The organism is Mesorhizobium sp. CA7 (genome assembly GCF_020165015.1).
Classification (GTDB): Bacteria; Pseudomonadota; Alphaproteobacteria; order Rhizobiales; family Rhizobiaceae; genus Mesorhizobium.
The window spans coordinates 48478-63504 of the sequence record NZ_JAIUHH010000003.1 but is presented as its reverse complement, the minus strand read 5'-3'; the positions used below and the strand labels follow the sequence as shown (position 1 = coordinate 63504).

Annotated in this window: 14 protein-coding genes; 7 read left to right on the top strand and 7 right to left on the bottom strand. The window is 64.8% G+C overall.

What is annotated here, in order from left to right:
• Positions 1-57: 57 nt before the first annotated feature.
• The 4 genes from LB552_RS07965 to LB552_RS07950 all read right to left on the bottom strand — a co-directional run bounded on the left by LB552_RS07965 (position 58) and on the right by LB552_RS07950 (position 5247).
• Positions 58-642 carry a sarcosine oxidase subunit gamma gene (locus LB552_RS07965; protein ID WP_224603277.1) on the bottom strand — a complete coding sequence of 195 codons (585 nt, stop codon included), beginning with the start codon at positions 640-642 and terminating at the stop codon, positions 58-60.
• Complete coding sequence (locus LB552_RS07960) at positions 635-3628, bottom strand: sarcosine oxidase subunit alpha (RefSeq protein WP_224603505.1); 2994 nt, start codon at positions 3626-3628, stop codon at positions 635-637. The genes LB552_RS07965 and LB552_RS07960 overlap by 8 nt, the downstream gene beginning before the upstream one ends.
• Positions 3625-3921 carry a sarcosine oxidase subunit delta gene (locus LB552_RS07955; RefSeq protein ID WP_140541913.1) on the bottom strand — a complete coding sequence of 99 codons (297 nt, stop codon included), beginning with the start codon at positions 3919-3921 and terminating at the stop codon, positions 3625-3627. The genes LB552_RS07960 and LB552_RS07955 overlap by 4 nt, the downstream gene beginning before the upstream one ends.
• 72 nt (positions 3922-3993) lie before the next feature.
• A complete protein-coding gene (locus tag LB552_RS07950) occupies positions 3994-5247 on the bottom strand; it encodes a sarcosine oxidase subunit beta (protein ID WP_224603503.1) in 1254 nt (417 codons plus the stop codon).
• Between the two features lie 203 nt (positions 5248-5450).
• Here LB552_RS07950 and LB552_RS07945 point away from each other — a divergent pair, with 203 nt between their 5' ends.
• The 7 genes from LB552_RS07945 to LB552_RS07915 all read left to right on the top strand — a co-directional run bounded on the left by LB552_RS07945 (position 5451) and on the right by LB552_RS07915 (position 10985).
• Complete coding sequence (locus LB552_RS07945; RefSeq protein ID WP_224603501.1) at positions 5451-5819, top strand: YrdB family protein; 369 nt, start codon at positions 5451-5453, stop codon at positions 5817-5819.
• A gap of 102 nt (positions 5820-5921) precedes the next feature.
• A complete protein-coding gene (locus LB552_RS07940; RefSeq protein WP_224543451.1) occupies positions 5922-6680 on the top strand; it encodes an SDR family oxidoreductase in 759 nt (252 codons plus the stop codon).
• A gap of 110 nt (positions 6681-6790) precedes the next feature.
• A complete protein-coding gene (locus tag LB552_RS07935) occupies positions 6791-7177 on the top strand; it encodes an SET domain-containing protein (RefSeq protein ID WP_095766271.1) in 387 nt (128 codons plus the stop codon).
• Between the two features lie 178 nt (positions 7178-7355).
• Positions 7356-7622, top strand: coding sequence for a 30S ribosomal protein S21 (gene rpsU, locus LB552_RS07930; protein ID WP_027165252.1), 267 nt, complete (start codon positions 7356-7358; stop codon positions 7620-7622).
• A 132-nt stretch (positions 7623-7754) separates the two neighbouring features.
• Positions 7755-8606: a tetratricopeptide repeat protein gene (locus tag LB552_RS07925; RefSeq protein ID WP_224603499.1), complete on the top strand. Its 852-nt coding sequence runs from the start codon at positions 7755-7757 to the stop codon at positions 8604-8606.
• Between the two features lie 222 nt (positions 8607-8828).
• Complete coding sequence (locus LB552_RS07920) at positions 8829-9305, top strand: DUF992 domain-containing protein (protein WP_224603497.1); 477 nt, start codon at positions 8829-8831, stop codon at positions 9303-9305.
• A 228-nt stretch (positions 9306-9533) separates the two neighbouring features.
• Positions 9534-10985 carry an MFS transporter gene (locus LB552_RS07915; RefSeq protein WP_224603494.1) on the top strand — a complete coding sequence of 484 codons (1452 nt, stop codon included), beginning with the start codon at positions 9534-9536 and terminating at the stop codon, positions 10983-10985.
• A 49-nt stretch (positions 10986-11034) separates the two neighbouring features.
• Here the strand turns inward: LB552_RS07915 and coaBC are convergent, their stop codons facing one another.
• From coaBC to ubiE, 3 genes are all read right to left on the bottom strand, one after another.
• The gene (coaBC, locus tag LB552_RS07910; RefSeq protein ID WP_224603491.1) at positions 11035-12510 is read right to left on the bottom strand and encodes a bifunctional phosphopantothenoylcysteine decarboxylase/phosphopantothenate--cysteine ligase CoaBC; all 1476 of its coding nucleotides are present in this window, start codon (positions 12508-12510) and stop codon (positions 11035-11037) included.
• A gap of 72 nt (positions 12511-12582) precedes the next feature.
• Positions 12583-14157: a 2-polyprenylphenol 6-hydroxylase gene (ubiB, locus tag LB552_RS07905; protein WP_224603488.1), complete on the bottom strand. Its 1575-nt coding sequence runs from the start codon at positions 14155-14157 to the stop codon at positions 12583-12585.
• Between the two features lie 43 nt (positions 14158-14200).
• Entirely contained in the window at positions 14201-14977 is a 777-nt protein-coding gene (gene ubiE / locus LB552_RS07900) for a bifunctional demethylmenaquinone methyltransferase/2-methoxy-6-polyprenyl-1,4-benzoquinol methylase UbiE (protein ID WP_224603485.1), read from the bottom strand.
• Positions 14978-15027: the final 50 nt, after the last annotated feature.

Below are 15027 nucleotides of genomic sequence, written 5' to 3'. Positions count from 1 at the left end.
CAAGCCGCAGAAACGACATGGACTGGCGATGGTTCCTTGAAACCGACGCCGCGAAGCTCAGTTCGCCGCGTCGACCGCCGCTTCCGACAGCAGAGTGAAGACATAGTCCGAGAAGGAACGCCAGCATTCCACCCGGAATGCATCGGCCGCGCTGCGCAGCAGCACGATCTCGGATTTGCCGAGAATGGTGCGCGAGGCAGCACCGACCGGGAAAACCTCGAGCGATAGGTCCTGCGGACAACCCGAATTGACCGTCGCCGCGGCGGCAGGTCCGACAACGGAAATCCCGACATTGCGGTGCGAGATGCCGACCGCCGAATGCAGCATTGTCACCTTGGCGCAATCGGCGAGCGGATCCTTGCCCGCCTCGTCGATGATCATCCATTCGTCGGGCCCGAGCCACAGCGCCGTGCGCCCGTCCTTGGTCGCCGAAGTCTTGGGCTTTGTCGGCAGCGTGAGGCCGAGCGCCTTGGAAAGCGCTGCAAGGGAAGCCTGGGGGGCGCGCAGCGAGATGCGTTCAGCCGGCGGCAGCATCTCGACCTTGACGCCCGGCGCCGACAGCGTGCGGCCGGCAAGCGCGGGCCGACGCTCAACGGAGGTGGAAGCAGCAGCGGCTTTTGTCTTGGCAGCGGCCTTAGCCATTGAGGCGTTCTCCCTTCTCGTCGACGAACACCATGCCGGTGACTTCCACCTCGATCGTGCCGTTCGGCATCGGCACATAGAGCGTCTGGCCCATGCGGTCGCGGCCGCCGGCGACGAGCGCCAGCGCGATCGAGCGACCGCAATTCTCCGACCAGTAGCTGGAGGTGACGTGGCCGATCATCTTCATCGGGATCGCCTGCTTCGGGTCCGCAACGATCTGCGCGCCCTCTTCCAGCACGACCTTCGGGTCCTTGGTCTTCAGGCCGACCAGTTGCTTGCGGCCCTTGGCTACAAGGTCCGGCCGGGTCAGGCCGCGGATACCGACGAAATCGGTCTTCTTCTTGCCGACCGCCCAGTCGAGTCCTGCATCGTTCGGCGTCACCGTGCCGTCGGTATCCTGGCCGACGATGATGTAGCCCTTTTCGGCGCGCAGCACGTGCATCGTCTCGGTGCCGTAAGCGGTCGCGCCATGCTTCTGGCCTTCGGCCCACAGCGCTTCCCACACGGCCTCGCCGTAATCGGCCGGCACGTTGACCTCGAAGCCGCGCTCGCCGGTGAAGGACATGCGGAACAGCCTTGTCGGCACGCCGCAGATCTTGCCCTCGCGCACCGACATATGCGGCATCGCTTCGTCCGACATGTCGATGCCCTCGATCAGCGGCGCGATGATGTCGCGCGACTTGGGCCCCTGCACGGCAATGACAGCCCATTGCTCGGTGATCGAGGTCAGCCACACATTGAGATGCGGGAACTCGGTCTGGAGGTAATCCTCCATGTGGTTCATGACGCGCGGCGCGCCGCCGGTGGTCGTCGTCACGTGGAAGCGGTCCGGCGCCAGCCTGCCGACGACGCCGTCGTCATAGATGAAGCCGTCCTCGCGCAGCATGATGCCGTAACGGCAGCGGCCGGTTTCGAGCTTCTCCCAGGGATTGGTGTAGAGCAGTTCCATGAACTTCGCCGCGTCCGGCCCGACCACCTCGATCTTGCCGAGCGTGGAGGCGTCGAACAGGCCGGCGGCCTTGCGCACCGTCACGCATTCGCGGTCGACGGCGGCATGCATGTCCTCGCCCGCTTTGGGGAAAAACCAGGCGCGCTTCCAGTGGCCGACATCCTCGAACACCGCACCATGCGACGCGGCCCAGCCATGCGTTGCCGTGCGGCGGGTCGGGTCGAACAAGGCGCCGCGCGCGTGGCCGACGATCGAGCCGAACGTCACCGGCGTGTAAGGTGCCCGGAAGGTGGTGAGGCCGACCTGCGGGATCGGCTTGCCGAGCGTCTCGGCGGCGATCGCCAGGCCGTGCATGTTCGACGTCTTGCCCTGGTCGGTCGCCATGCCGTTGGTGGTGAAGCGCTTGACGTGCTCGATCGAGTGCATGCCTTCATGCACCGCCTGGCGGATGTCCTTGGCAGTGACGTCGTTCTGGAAATCGACAAAGGCCTTGACCGTCGTGCCCGGGCCGGCACCGGGCGCGGCGCCCAACATACCGCGCGACCAGCTCTCGCCGGCGTCGACCTTGGGCTTGGCGCCCTTGCCAACCTTGCCACCGGCCTCCTTCGCCGCCTTGGCGCCCGCCGCGTAAGCCTCGTCAACTGAGGCGGCCAGCCCGTCGGTACCGTTGCAGGCGCCGACCGAGACGCAGTCCTGCGCGTAGGTGCCCGGCACGAAGCGCTTGGTCTCGTCGTTGAAGGCGACCTTGCCGCGCGATTGCGAGAACAGATGCACCGATGGCGTCCAGCCGGCCGACATGAGGATCGCGTCAACCGGGATGGTCCGCTCGCCGCCACCATTCTTCGGCTGCACGCTCATTGACGACACACGCAATTTGCCGCCGGCGCTGACCACCGCGCGGCCAAAATTGATCTCGATGCCGAGCGCCCTCGCCTCGTCGATCACCGGTCCGGCCGGGTTGTCGCGCAGGTCGACGATCGCCGCGATGTTGATGCCGGCCTTCTTGAGGTCGATCGCGGCGGCGTAGGCGGAATCGTTGGCCGTATAGACGCCGATATTCCTGCCGACCGCGACGCCATAATGGTTGAGGTAGGTGCGCGCCGCTGAAGCGAGCATCACACCCGGACGGTCGTTGTTGGCGAAGACCATGTGGCGCTCGATGGCGCCGGTGGCGATCACGACGCGTTTGGCGCGAACCTGCCACAGGCGCTCGCGCGCAAGCTCTCGGCCCGGGCTCTTGAGATGGTCGCTGACCCGCTCGACCAGTCCGACGAAGTTCTGCGCGTAATAGCCGAAGGCGGTCGTGCGCGACAGCACGCGCACATTGTCCATCGCCTTGAGCTTCGCGATCGCCGCTTGCGCCCACGCATAGCCGTCCTGGCCGTCGATCCTGGCGCCGCTCTCGAAGCGCAGGCTGCCGCCGAATTCGGCTTGCTCGTCGGCGAGGATCACCCGCACGCCCGTTTCGGCCGCGGCGAGCGCGGCCGCGATGCCGGCGGCGCCGCCGCCCAGCACCAGCACCTCGCAATGCGCGTAGCGCGCGGCATAGTGGTCGGGATCCGGCTTGTCCGGCGAAACACCGAGGCCCGCGGCAGCGCGGATCTTCGGCTCGTAGAGATCCTTCCAGGCCCATTTCGGCCACATGAAGGTCTTGTAGTAGAAGCCGGCCGAAAACATCGGTGATGCGATGTCGTTGACGGCGCCGACGTCGAAGGCAAGCGACGGCCAGCGGTTCTGCGAGTTGGCCGTCAGCCCGTCATAGAGCTCCTGCACTGTCGCCCGCACATTCGGCGTCTTGCGCGCATCGTCGCGCACGATCTGCACCAGCGCGTTGGGTTCTTCCGCGCCGGCCGACAGGAAGCCGCGCGGACGGTGATATTTGAACGAGCGGCCGACCAGGTGCACGCCGTTGGCGAGCAGCGCCGAGGCCAGCGTGTCGCCCTCGATGCCGATATACGGCTTGTCGTCGAAGCTGAAGGAGGCAGTCTTCGCCTGGCTGAGGCGACCGGCGCCGGAAATGCGGAAGGCGGCGTTCATTTTGAGGCTCCGGGCAGCTTCGCGGGCTTCGGCTCGCCGGCCTTGTAGGTCATGACGAACCTGTCGGTGACCGTATCGCGCACCGCGTTGAAGAAGCGGGCGCAGCCATGGATGTGCCGCCAGCGCTCATAGATGACGCCCTTGGGGTTGGCGCGGATGAAGAAGAATTTCTCGAAATCGTCGTCGCTCTCGGCGGCAATGTTGGTCGGGCGCGCAATATGCGCCTCGCCGGCATTGCGGAACTCGAGTTCCGGGCGCTCTTCCTCGCAATAGGGGCAGCGGATGAGAAGCATCTGGGTGATCCTAAAACTTGCCGTGACCGGCACACGGGCCGGCTAAGTGAAAGCAAATCGGCTGAGCCGTCATCAGTGCGCCACCGCCGCCGCGGCGGCCTCGTCGATGAGGCGCCCCGTGCGGAAACGCTCGAGCGTGAAGGGCGCGTTGATCGGGTGCGGCTCGTCCCTCGCGATCGTGTGCGCGAAGACATTGCCCGAGCCGGGCGTCGCCTTGAAGCCGCCCGTTCCCCAGCCGCAATTGACGTAGAGCCCCTTGACCGGCGTCTTCGCCAGGATCGGCGAGCGGTCGGGGGTCACGTCGACGATGCCGCCCCAGGAGCGCAGCATCTTCATGCGGGTGAAGATCGGGAACATCTCGCAAATGGCGTCGAGCGTGTGCTGCAATATGTGCAGGCCGCCGGTTTGCGAATACGAGACATACTGGTCGGTGCCTGCGCCGATCACCAGCTCGCCTTTGTCCGACTGCGAGATATAGGCGTGCACCGTGTTCGACATCACCACACAGGGCACCACCGGCTTGACCGGCTCCGACACCAGCGCCTGCAGCGGATAGCTTTCGAGCGGCATGCGCACGCCCGCCATGCTCATGATGACGGAGGAATGGCCGGCGGCGACCACGCCGACCTTCTTGGCGCCGATGAAGCCGCGCGTCGTCTCTACCCCGCTCACAGCGCCATTGGCCGCGCGCTTGATACCGGTGACCTCGCAATTCTGGATGATGTGCACGCCGCGCGCCGAAGCGCCGCGCGCATAGCCCCAGGCGACCGCGTCATGACGCGCCGTGCCGCCGCGGCGCTGCAGCGCCGCACCCATCACCGGATAGCGCGCCTCCCTGGAGATATTGAGCGGCGGACAGAATTCCTTCGCCTGTTCCGGCGTCAGCCATTCATTGTCGATGCCGTTGAGGCGGTTGGCATGGATGTGGCGCTTGAACACCTGGACGTCATGCACGTTGTGCGCCAGCATCATGACGCCGCGCGGCGAATACATGACGTTGTAGTTGAGTTCCTGACTGAGCCCGTCCCACAGCTTCAGCGCATGGTCGTAGATGCCGGCGCTTTCGTCATAGAGGTAGTTGGAGCGGATGATGGTGGTGTTGCGGCCGGTGTTGCCGCCGCCGAGCCAGCCCTTTTCCAGCACCGCGATGTTGGTGATGCCGTGCTCGCTCGCCAGATAATAGGCCGTCGCCAGGCCGTGTCCGCCGGCGCCGACAATGATGACGTCGTATTCCTTCCTCGGCTCGGGCGACGTCCACTGCTCTTCCCAGCCTCTGTGGCCGCGCATCGCCTCGCGGGCAATGGCGAATACCGAGTATTTCTTCACGTTAAGCCTCGCGCCAAAAATCGCGGATGTCGTTCGGGCCTCTCCCGTCACGCGAGGTGTATCACTAGCGAAACCGCGATGTCATCCTTGCGCTGTTTGCGACGGCGCTTGCCGTTTTGCGCCACGGTCAAAACGAAGCGTCTGCTCTGGCTTCCGAGATTCCGTTCGGCGACACTCCTGCCGCGTGATGCTGGAGGACGACAATGGGTAATGCCTGGTGGAATCTGACCCTGCGCTTCCTGCTGGAACTTGCAGCGCTGCTTGGGCTCGGCATGGTCGGCTGGAGCTTTGCTGTCGGTTTAAGCCGTTGGATTCTTGCCGTCGCCTTGCCGCTCGTCGCGGCGGTGCTGTGGGGCACTTTCGCCGTGCTCAATGATCCGAGCCGGTCGGGTCGAGCTCCGGTGCCTGTGCCCGGCGCCCTCAGGCTGGCGCTGGAACTCGTCATCCTGTGCGGCGGCGCCGCGGGATTCTATCTGATCGGTCACGCGGCCATTGGCATCGTTATGGCTCTGCTGATTGCCTTCAGCTACGCCTTCTCGCTGGATCGGTTGGCTTGGCTGTTGCGGCAGTAGGGCAATGGCGCCTTTGCCGGTTTCGGGTGGCCGCCGTAATCCTCATCTGCGACCAAGCATCCAACCACCGGCAAGCCCGGTAGAGAGGAAGGATGCAAAGACATGTTCACCCTTACAAACAAGGTCGCCATCGTCACCGGCGCGAGCTCCGGCATCGGCCGCGCCACCGCCAAACTGTTTGCCGAGCAAGGCGCATCCCTGGTCGTCGCGGCTCGGCGTCAGGCCGAGCTCGACGTGCTCGTCGGCGAGATCGAAGCGACCGGCGGCACGGCAGCTGCGCTTGCCGGCGATGTGAGGGAGGAGGCCTATGCGAAGGCGCTCGTCGAATTCGCCGTCGCAAGGTTTGGCGGCCTCGACATCGCCTTCAACAATGCCGGCGCCGTCGGCGTGATGGGACCGGTGACCGATATAGCGCCAGCCACCTGGCACTCGACGATGGACACCAATCTGACCAGCGCCTACCTCGCCGCAAGGCACCAGATACCGGCCATGCTGGAGCGCGGCGGCGGCTCCCTGATCTTCACCTCGAGCTTCGTCGGCTACACCGCCGGCATGCCGGGCATGGCGGCCTACGCCGCTGCCAAGGCCGGACTGATCGGCCTGACGCAAGTGCTCGCTGCCGAATACGGTCCGCAAGGGCTGCGCGTCAACGCACTGCTGCCCGGCGGCACCGACACGCCCGGCGCAACCACGACCACGCCCGAGGCGCGCGCTTTCGTCGAAGGGATTCATGCTTTGAAGCGCATGGCGCAGCCGGAAGAGATCGCCCGCTCCGCGCTTTACCTTGCCTCGGATGCGTCGAGCTTCACCACCGGAACCGCGCTGTTTGCCGATGGCGGTGTCTCGATCAACCGGACATGATCTATTTTGGCAGACGACAGACATGCCCATCCGCCAAAATGTTGGCGATGCGGCCTTGCATTCCCGTTCATTTTGACGATTTTCGTTTCCGTCGAAATCGGACCGGAACGATGCTGCTGATCAGAACCTATGTTGCCCAGAGCGCCATCGAAGGGGTCGGGGTCTTCGCCGCCGAGCCGATCCGTAAGGGCGCTTCGATCTGGCGCCTCGATCCGGATTTCGACCGGCTGATCCCGATGGATAAATATGAGGCGGCGCCGCCGCATCTGCGCGAGTTGCTCGACCGCTATGCCTATCCGAGCCCGGACAAGCCCGGCTTCATGGTTTATGAGGTGGACAATGGCCGCTTCATGAACCATTCGGAGCGGCCGAACACGGATTTCTCGCAGTATGGCGGCGCCACAGCCATTCGCGACATCGCTGCAGGCGAGGAAATCACCTGCGATTATGGTGAGTTTTTCGAGGACTTTGCGCGCCACCATCTGGCGACCGCGTAGCGCGAGCAAACATGCGCGCGCAGCGCTCGGGTTTTTGATCGCCGTTCGCGCAATCGGAGGTGGACATCCCAGCCTGATTCTGCTATCAGCCGCCACAATTCGCGGTGCAATTCGCCGCGGAGGCATGTCAGCTATGGCTGTTTGCCTAATGATTTCAAACCCGAAGACAGGATTGCCCGTGCAGGTACTCGTCCGCGATAACAACGTTGATCAGGCGCTTCGCGCGCTGAAGAAGAAGATGCAGCGCGAAGGTATTTTCCGCGAAATGAAGATGCGCGGTCACTACGAGAAGCCGTCCGAGAAGCGTGCCCGCGAGAAGGCCGAGGCCGTGCGCCGCGCCCGCAAGCTGGCCCGCAAGCGCGCCCAGCGCGAAGGCCTGCTGCCGATGACCCCGCGCCCGGCTCCGGCTGGTGCCGCCGGCGCATCGCGCTCGCCGCGCTCATAACGCCTATTTTTCGTCCTTTTCGAAGGATACCGAAGGTGGCGCGATGCGGAATCGCCGCCACCTTTTTGTTTATGTATTGGAGCCGGTTCGGAGAGGGAACGGACTGACGGCGCTGCGGCAGTGAGGACAAAGATGAACGCAATTACCGTGGAGCGCAAAACCGCTTTTCGCGGCTTCGCCCTGACGGCGGCCCTGCTTTCGGGTCTGACGCTTGCAGCATGCCAGACGACCCCGACGGGTGAGTTCAACTCGATCGACAAGGCGCAGGCGTCGAGCGAGAACATCTCCTCGCTTTCGGCGGTCATCCAGCGCAATCCGCAGGATCCCGAGGGCTATAACGTGCGCGGCTCGGCCTATGGCCGCGGCGGCCAGTACCAGGCGGCGCTCAAAGACTTCAACCAGGCGATCCAGCTCAATCCGAACTTCTACCAGGCCTATTCGAACCGCGCGCTGATCCAGCGCTTCCTCGGCAATCAGCAAGCCGCTTTGGCCGACTACAACCGCTCGATCCAGATCAACGCCAACTACGACGCAGCCTATATCGGCCGCGGCAATCTCTACCGCAAGGCGGGCCGCACCCAGGATGCCTTCAACGACTTCCAGAAGGCGATCCAGCTCGACACCACCGATGCCCGCGCCTACCACAATCGCGGCCTGATCTATCAGAGCCAGGGCCAGCACAAATTCGCCATCGAGGATTTCTCGACCGCGATCTCGCTGGCGCCGGACGCCGCCGAACCCTACAACGGCCGCGGCCTCTCCTATCTGGCGACAGGCGACGAGGACAACGCCTTCTCCGACTTCAACATGGCCATCAAGCTCGACGGCAAGAACGCCGAGGCCTGGGCCAACCAGGCGCTGATCTACGAAAAGCGCGGCGACAAGGGAAGGGCCGCGAAGTCCTACCGCGAGGCTGTCCACCTCGACCCCAACTACCAGCCGGCCAAGGACGGTCTGTCGCGCACCGGCGGCAACGCCAGCTGATCAAGCCGACGCCGGAAGGGTGTATTGCACGGCGCCTAGGCGTCGTTTCCGGTCGCCGCCGGCGGCCGCGATGATGCGCTGCGGAGACGCCGATAGCGATCCGTTAACCGCCCAGGGCAATGCGTTAACCCTTGCCATGTTCGCGTCAAAGTTTCGGCGGAACGCTCCGTGCACCTCGATCGTTTAAGCCGGGGCCGAGATTTTCGCGAAAGGGACTTTCCAATGATCAAGACACTTGCCTGTGCCGCTGCCGCGCTTGCCGCCACGGTCCTCGCTTCTCCGGTCAGCGCCGGCACGCTCCGGCTCGGCACGCTCGATTGCACCATCGACGGCGGTGTCGGCTATGTCATCACGTCGAACAAGGGCATCTCCTGCGTCTTCCGCCCCTCCCATCACGGCCCGGCCGAGATTTACACCGGGATGATCTCCAAGCTCGGCGTCGACGTCGGCAAGACGCATCAGGGCCAGCTCGTCTGGGCGGTGCTTGCCGCCACCCGCAGCCATGATGCGGGCGATCTCGCTGGCAGCTATTACGGCGTCAACGCCGAGGCGAGCGTGGTGACCGGCGGCGGCGCCAACGTCCTGGTCGGCGGCTTGAACAGCGCCTTCATGCTGGAGCCGCTCAGCGTCCAGGCACAGACCGGCCTCAACCTGGCCGTCACCGTGGCGTCGCTGGACCTCGTCCACTCCTACAAGTGAGCCCTCGGCTTTTCAAATTCATTGCGCCGCACTCGGCCCGGAACATCTGTTCCGGGCCGAGTGCTTTGGAAAGCCGGATCGCTTCGACGCAAATGGTGGCTTGCCTCGAAATCCGCGAAAAAGCCTCTTGAGCTCAACTGCGCTTGAGGTTCTACAAGCCCTGCCGAACTGGATCTTGCCCCTCGTTCGCAACGCGGATGAGGTGCGCAAAACAAGCAGGAGATCGGCGTGACGGCAGCGAGCGGCAACAAGGTGGCCAGCAAGAGGGTGGATTGGCGGGCGCTGTGGGCGAGCGGCGATCTGGCGCGCTTCTGCTTCGTCAGCCTCGGCATCCTGCTGCATGCCACCAACGAAACAATGGTGGCGACGGTGATGCCGGCCATGGTCGGCGAACTGGCGGGCGTCCAGCTGGTCGGCTGGTCGCTGGCGATCTACGAGCTCGGCGCGATCGTCGCCGGCGCCGCTGCGGGCCGGCTGGTCAGTTATGTCGCCCTGCGCTCCAACATGATGGTCGCGGCCCTGCTCTATGCGACCGGTGCGCTGATCTGCGCCGCGGCGCCTTCCATGCCGTTGTTCCTCATCGGGCGTCTGATCGAAGGGCTTGGCGGCGGCGCGCTCGTATCTCTGGCCTTCGTCTCGGTCGAGCGCCTGTTTCCACGCAACATCTGGCCGCAGCTCTTCGGCATCATGTCCGCGATCTGGGGCGTCGCCGCCTTCAGCGGCCCGATGCTCGGCGCTCTCATGACCGAATTCCTGTCGTGGCGCTGGGCTTTCGGCGTATTCACCTTCGGCGGCGCGGCGATGGCGCTGACAAGCTTCGTCGTGCTCGACACGCCTGAAGCGAGGAAGCCGCAGGCGAGCGGCGGCAGGGCACCGCCCTTTCCCTATCCCGCGCTTGCCTGTCTCGCCCTCAGCGTCGTGCTGATCGCCGCCGCCGGCATCGATATCGCCCTGTTGCGCTCGTCGCTGCTCCTCTTCCTCGGCCTGACCGGCCTGGCGCTTTTCTTCCGCGTGGATGCGCTTAGACCGCAATCCCGGCTCTTCCCGTCGCCTCTGTTTTCATGGCGCTCGCCGCTTGGCAGCGGCATGACGATGGTTGCGGCTTTCTCCGTGGCGACCTGCACCTTCACTATTTACGGGCCGCTGCTTCTGACCACGTTGCACGGCATTCCGATCCTGACCACCGGCTACATCATCGCCGCAGAATCGATCGCCTGGTCGATCCTGTCGATCCTCATCGCCAATGCACCGCTGGAGCGCGAGAGGCTGATCATCGTCGTCGGCGCCTTGATGATCGCCTCCGGCCTCGCCGGCTTCGCCTACACAATCCCGGCAGGCTCGATCCCGCTGATCCTGCTCTGCGCCCTTTTGCAGGGCGGCGGCTTCGGCGTTTGCTGGCCCTTCCTCACGCGCGTCATCGTCGCCTCGGCCCGCGACGGTGAGCAGACCATCGCCTCGGCCGCCGTGCCGACCATGCAGCGCATCGGCTATGCGGTAGGCGCAGCGCTTGCCGGCATCGTCGCCAATGCCAGCGGCTTCTCGGAAGGCCTGAACCGTGAAGCGGCCGCAGGCGTCGCCGGCTGGCTGTTTCTGGCCTTCGTGCCCCTCGGCGTGTTCGGCTGCCTGGCGGCGCTGAGGATATTTTCAGCGACAAACCGCGCGAGATTGGCAGCGGGTTGACGGGGATGTCAGGGCGGCCGCGGCCGAAGCGCCGGCTTGCCGCTCGGTCTCAGACGACGACAGTCTGCTGCAGCCGCTCCGCAATCAGCGCGGCGAGCCGCGCCGCCACTTCGTCCTTGCCCATTTCCGGCCATTCCTCGACGCCGGTCCTGGAGACGATGCGCACCTTGTTGCGGTCGCCGCCCATCACGCCGGATGGACCGATGCCGCTTTCATGCGAAACGTCATTGGCGACGATGAAGTCCGCGCCCTTTTTCTTGAGCTTCGCCTCGGCATTGGCGATGAGGTCCTGTGTCTCTGCGGCAAAGCCGACGACGAGTCCGGGCCGCTGAACGTGATGGCCGATGCCGGCCAGGATGTCGGGGTTCTCGACCATCTGCAGCGAAGGCGGGCCTTTGCCCGCCACTTTCTTGATCTTCTCGCCGGCGGCGTTTTCCGTGCGCCAGTCGGCAACCGCCGCGACGAACACGGCGGCATCCGCCGGCAGCAGGCGTTCGACCGCTTGCTTCATCTGCGCGGCCGTTTCGACGTGAATGGTCGCAACACCGGCCGGATCGGCGACGGTGACCGGGCCGGAGACAAGCCTGACATCGGCGCCGAGCTTAGCCAAGGCGGCCGCGATGGCATGGCCCTGCTTGCCCGAGGAGCGGTTGGCGATGTAGCGCACGGGATCGATCGGCTCATGGGTCGGACCGGAGGTGACGATGATCCGGCGCCCGGCAAGCGGTTTCGGCTTCTCGTCGAGCATCGCCTCGATCGCGGCGACGATCTCCAGCGGCTCGGCCATGCGGCCCTCGCCCGCTTCGTTGCTTTCGGCCATCTCGCCCTTGGCGGGGCCGACAAAGGCGACGCCGTCCTTCTGCAAGGTGGCCCGATTGCGCCGCGTTGCCGGATGCCCCCACATCTTCGGGTTCATCGCCGGCGCCATCAGCACCTTGTTGTCGGTGGCCAGAAGCACCGTCGAGGCAAGGTCGTTGGCATGACCGTTGGCGAGCTTCGCCATCAGGTCCGCGGTTGCCGGCGCAACGACCAGCAGGTCGGCCTCGCGCGACAGCCTGATATGGCCGACATCGTGCTCGTCATTGCGGTCGAACAGCTCGGTGAAGACATGGTCGGCCGAAAGCGCGCCGACCGACAGCGTGGTGACGAATTCCTGCGCGGCCGACGTCATCACCACCCGCACCGAAGCGCCTCGCTCGCGCAACCGTCGGATCAGATCGAGCGCCTTGTAAGCCGCGATGCCGCCGCCGATAATGAGCAGGATGCGCTTTCCGGAGAGCGAGCCTCGCGAAACTGATTTCGCGGATGCGGTGACAACTGGCGCCGCCTGCTCCTTTGAGCCTGTCAGCGCACGCAGCTTTTCTTCGATCTGACCGATGCGGTCGGCCTGCCCTGCCCGGCCTTCGACCGCGGCGCGTATCATCGCTCGTGCCTGCTCCTCCATCGAGCAGCCATTTTCGGCCGCGAGTTGCCGGAGCAGGTCCTTCACCTCGTCATCCAGATTGCGGATCGTGATGCTGGCCATGTGATTGCACTCGCATGAGGTAGCGCTTGCAATGATAGCAATGCAATCAATCGGTAACAAGCCGTGTGGGGGTCAGAGCAATTTCCACGCTATGTAGATCAGCGTCAGCGCGATCACCCACAGCGCCACGCGGCCGGAGCGGGTGTGGCGCGCTTCCGCCCTGCCTATCGCGCGCGCGGTCGCTTCGTCGAAGCGCAGGCCGTTTTCCGCCATCAAATCGATCTCACGCGACAGCCGCTCGGTGCGGGCCACAAGATCCGGCGCCTGCCTTGCCAGCGACACAAGGGCTCTGCCCGCGTCGCGCGCGTCGGTGAGCATGCCGCGCGGGCCGAGATTGCCCGCGATCCAGTCGCTGACCACAGGCTCGGACGTCTTCCACATGTTGAAGGCCGGATCGAGCGTGCGGGCGACGCCTTCGACAACCACCATGGTCTTCTGCAAAAGCACCAGCTCGGTCCGCGTCGCCATATCGAACAGCTCGGTGACTTCGAACAGCAGCGTCAGCAGCTTCGCCATCGAGATGGTCTCCGCCGACTGGCCGTGGATCGGCTCGCCGATGGCGCGGATCGCCTGCGCAAAGGCCGAGACATTGTGTTGGCGCGGCACGTAGCCCGCCTCGAAATGCACCTCGGCGACGCGCTGATAATCGCGCACGATGAAGCCGTAGAGGATCTCTGCGAGGAAGCGTCGCTCCTTCTTGCCGAGCCGGCCGGCAATGCCGAGATCGACCGCGACGATGGTGCCGTTGGCTTCGACAAACAGATTGCCCGGATGCATGTCGGCATGGAAGAAGCCGTCGCGCAACGTGTGCCGCAGGAACGACTGGACCAGATTGGCGGCGATCGCCTTGAGGTCGTGACCGGCGGCGGCAAGGCCGGCCAGATCGTTCATCTTGATGCCGTCGATCCACTCCATGGTGAGGACATCGCGGCCGGTCCGCTCCCAGTCGACCGCCGGCACGCGGAAGCCCGGATCGTCCTTGGTGTTCTCGCCGAGTTCCGAAAGCGCGGCTGCCTCGAGCCTCAGATCCATCTCGATTCTGGTGGTCTGTGCCAGCGTCTCGGTCACCTCGACCGGGCGCAGGCGACGCGACGCGGGGATGTATTTCTCCTGCAGGCGGGCGGCAAGGAAATAGCTTTCGAGATCCTGGAAGAAGCGATGCCGCACGCCGGGCCGGATAACTTTCACCGCCACCTGCGAAGCGCTACCCTCGCGTACGATTTCGGCGCCGTGCACCTGCGCGATAGAGGCCGCCGCCACCGGTTCGCCGAAACTCGAATAGAGATCATCTATCCTGCGACCGAGCGAGGCTTCGATCGCATGGATCGCCGCCGCCTTCGGGAAGGTGTGCATCTTGTCCTGCAAAAGCGCGAGGTCCAGCGCCATGTCGTTGCCGACGACATCGGGCCGCGTCGCCAGGAACTGGCCGAGCTTGACGTAGGAAGGTCCGAGCCGCACCACCGCCCGCGCCAGCCTGTCGCCCCGCTGATAGCTCAGCGCCCGGCGGCGGGTGAAAAGCCGCGCCACGCGCCAGCCGAATTTCGGCATTCCGGAAAGCTCTTCGCCCGGCAGCGCCGCGACGACGCCCTCGCGGACCAGCACCCAGCCGGCCCTGGCGAGCCTGAAGGCGGCAGCGACGCTGCTCATAGCTCTGCCTGCTTCAAAGCGGCCTGCTGCAAGGTGCCGCGCCTCAAAGCTTCCAGCCGGAATGAAGGGCGGCGATGCCGCCCGAATAGTTGCGGAAGGTGACGCGGTCGAAGCCGGCGCGGGTGATCATTGCTGCGAAATTCTGCTGATTGGGGAACTTGCGGATCGATTCGACGAGATAGGAATAGGGCTCGCCATCGCCGGTCACCGCCTTGCCGATTTTGGGGATGGCGTTAAACGACCAGGCCTCATAGGCCTTGTCGAGCAGCGGCATGTCAACCTCGGAGAACTCCAGGCACAGAAACCGTCCGCCCCGCTTCAGCACCCGATAGGCTTCGTCAAGAGCGACCTCGATGCGCGGCACGTTGCGTATACCGAACGCAATCGTATAGGCATCGAAGCTGTCGTCCTCGAACGGCAATTCCTCGGCATTGGCCTCGACGAAGTCGGTGTTTGCGGCAAGCCCCAGCTTCTCGGCGCGGTCGCGGCCGACGGCCAGCATCGAGCCGTTGATGTCGAGCACCGTGGCATGGGCCTGGTGCTGGCTGGCCTCGATGATGCGAAAGGCGATATCGCCGGTGCCGCCGGCAACATCGAGCACCTTCCAGCCTGCCTTTTTGGGAGGATTCAGCCAGGCGACCATCGCGTCCTTCCACAACCGATGCAACCCGGCCGACATCAGATCGTTCATCAGGTCGTATCGATTGGCCACCTTATGGAAGACGTCATTGACCAGGGGCTGCTTCTCGCCTTCCCCGACCTTCCTGAAACCATAGGAGGTTTCCATGCCGCCCGCGGCCGTGGTTCTCTCAACCGACATTATTTTGATCCGCCATAAAACCGGCGGGACCATAGCCGATCGATGGTGCC

What these genes read in the sequence shown, in the direction of transcription:
- coaBC (WP_224603491.1), bottom strand. Translation starts at nt 12,510, where the DNA reads ATGGCCAGCATCACGATCCGCAATCTGGATGACGAGGTGAAGGACCTG.
- LB552_RS07925 (WP_224603499.1), top strand. Translation starts at nt 7,755, where the DNA reads ATGAACGCAATTACCGTGGAGCGCAAAACCGCTTTTCGCGGCTTCGCC.
- LB552_RS07955 (WP_140541913.1), bottom strand. Translation starts at nt 3,921, where the DNA reads ATGCTTCTCATCCGCTGCCCCTATTGCGAGGAAGAGCGCCCGGAACTC.
- LB552_RS07945 (WP_224603501.1), top strand. Translation starts at nt 5,451, where the DNA reads ATGGGTAATGCCTGGTGGAATCTGACCCTGCGCTTCCTGCTGGAACTT.
- ubiB (WP_224603488.1), bottom strand. Translation starts at nt 14,157, where the DNA reads ATGAGCAGCGTCGCTGCCGCCTTCAGGCTCGCCAGGGCCGGCTGGGTG.
- LB552_RS07960 (WP_224603505.1), bottom strand. Translation starts at nt 3,628, where the DNA reads ATGAACGCCGCCTTCCGCATTTCCGGCGCCGGTCGCCTCAGCCAGGCG.
- ubiE (WP_224603485.1), bottom strand. Translation starts at nt 14,977, where the DNA reads ATGTCGGTTGAGAGAACCACGGCCGCGGGCGGCATGGAAACCTCCTAT.
- LB552_RS07935 (WP_095766271.1), top strand. Translation starts at nt 6,791, where the DNA reads ATGCTGCTGATCAGAACCTATGTTGCCCAGAGCGCCATCGAAGGGGTC.
- LB552_RS07965 (WP_224603277.1), bottom strand. Translation starts at nt 642, where the DNA reads ATGGCTAAGGCCGCTGCCAAGACAAAAGCCGCTGCTGCTTCCACCTCC.
- LB552_RS07920 (WP_224603497.1), top strand. Translation starts at nt 8,829, where the DNA reads ATGATCAAGACACTTGCCTGTGCCGCTGCCGCGCTTGCCGCCACGGTC.
- LB552_RS07940 (WP_224543451.1), top strand. Translation starts at nt 5,922, where the DNA reads ATGTTCACCCTTACAAACAAGGTCGCCATCGTCACCGGCGCGAGCTCC.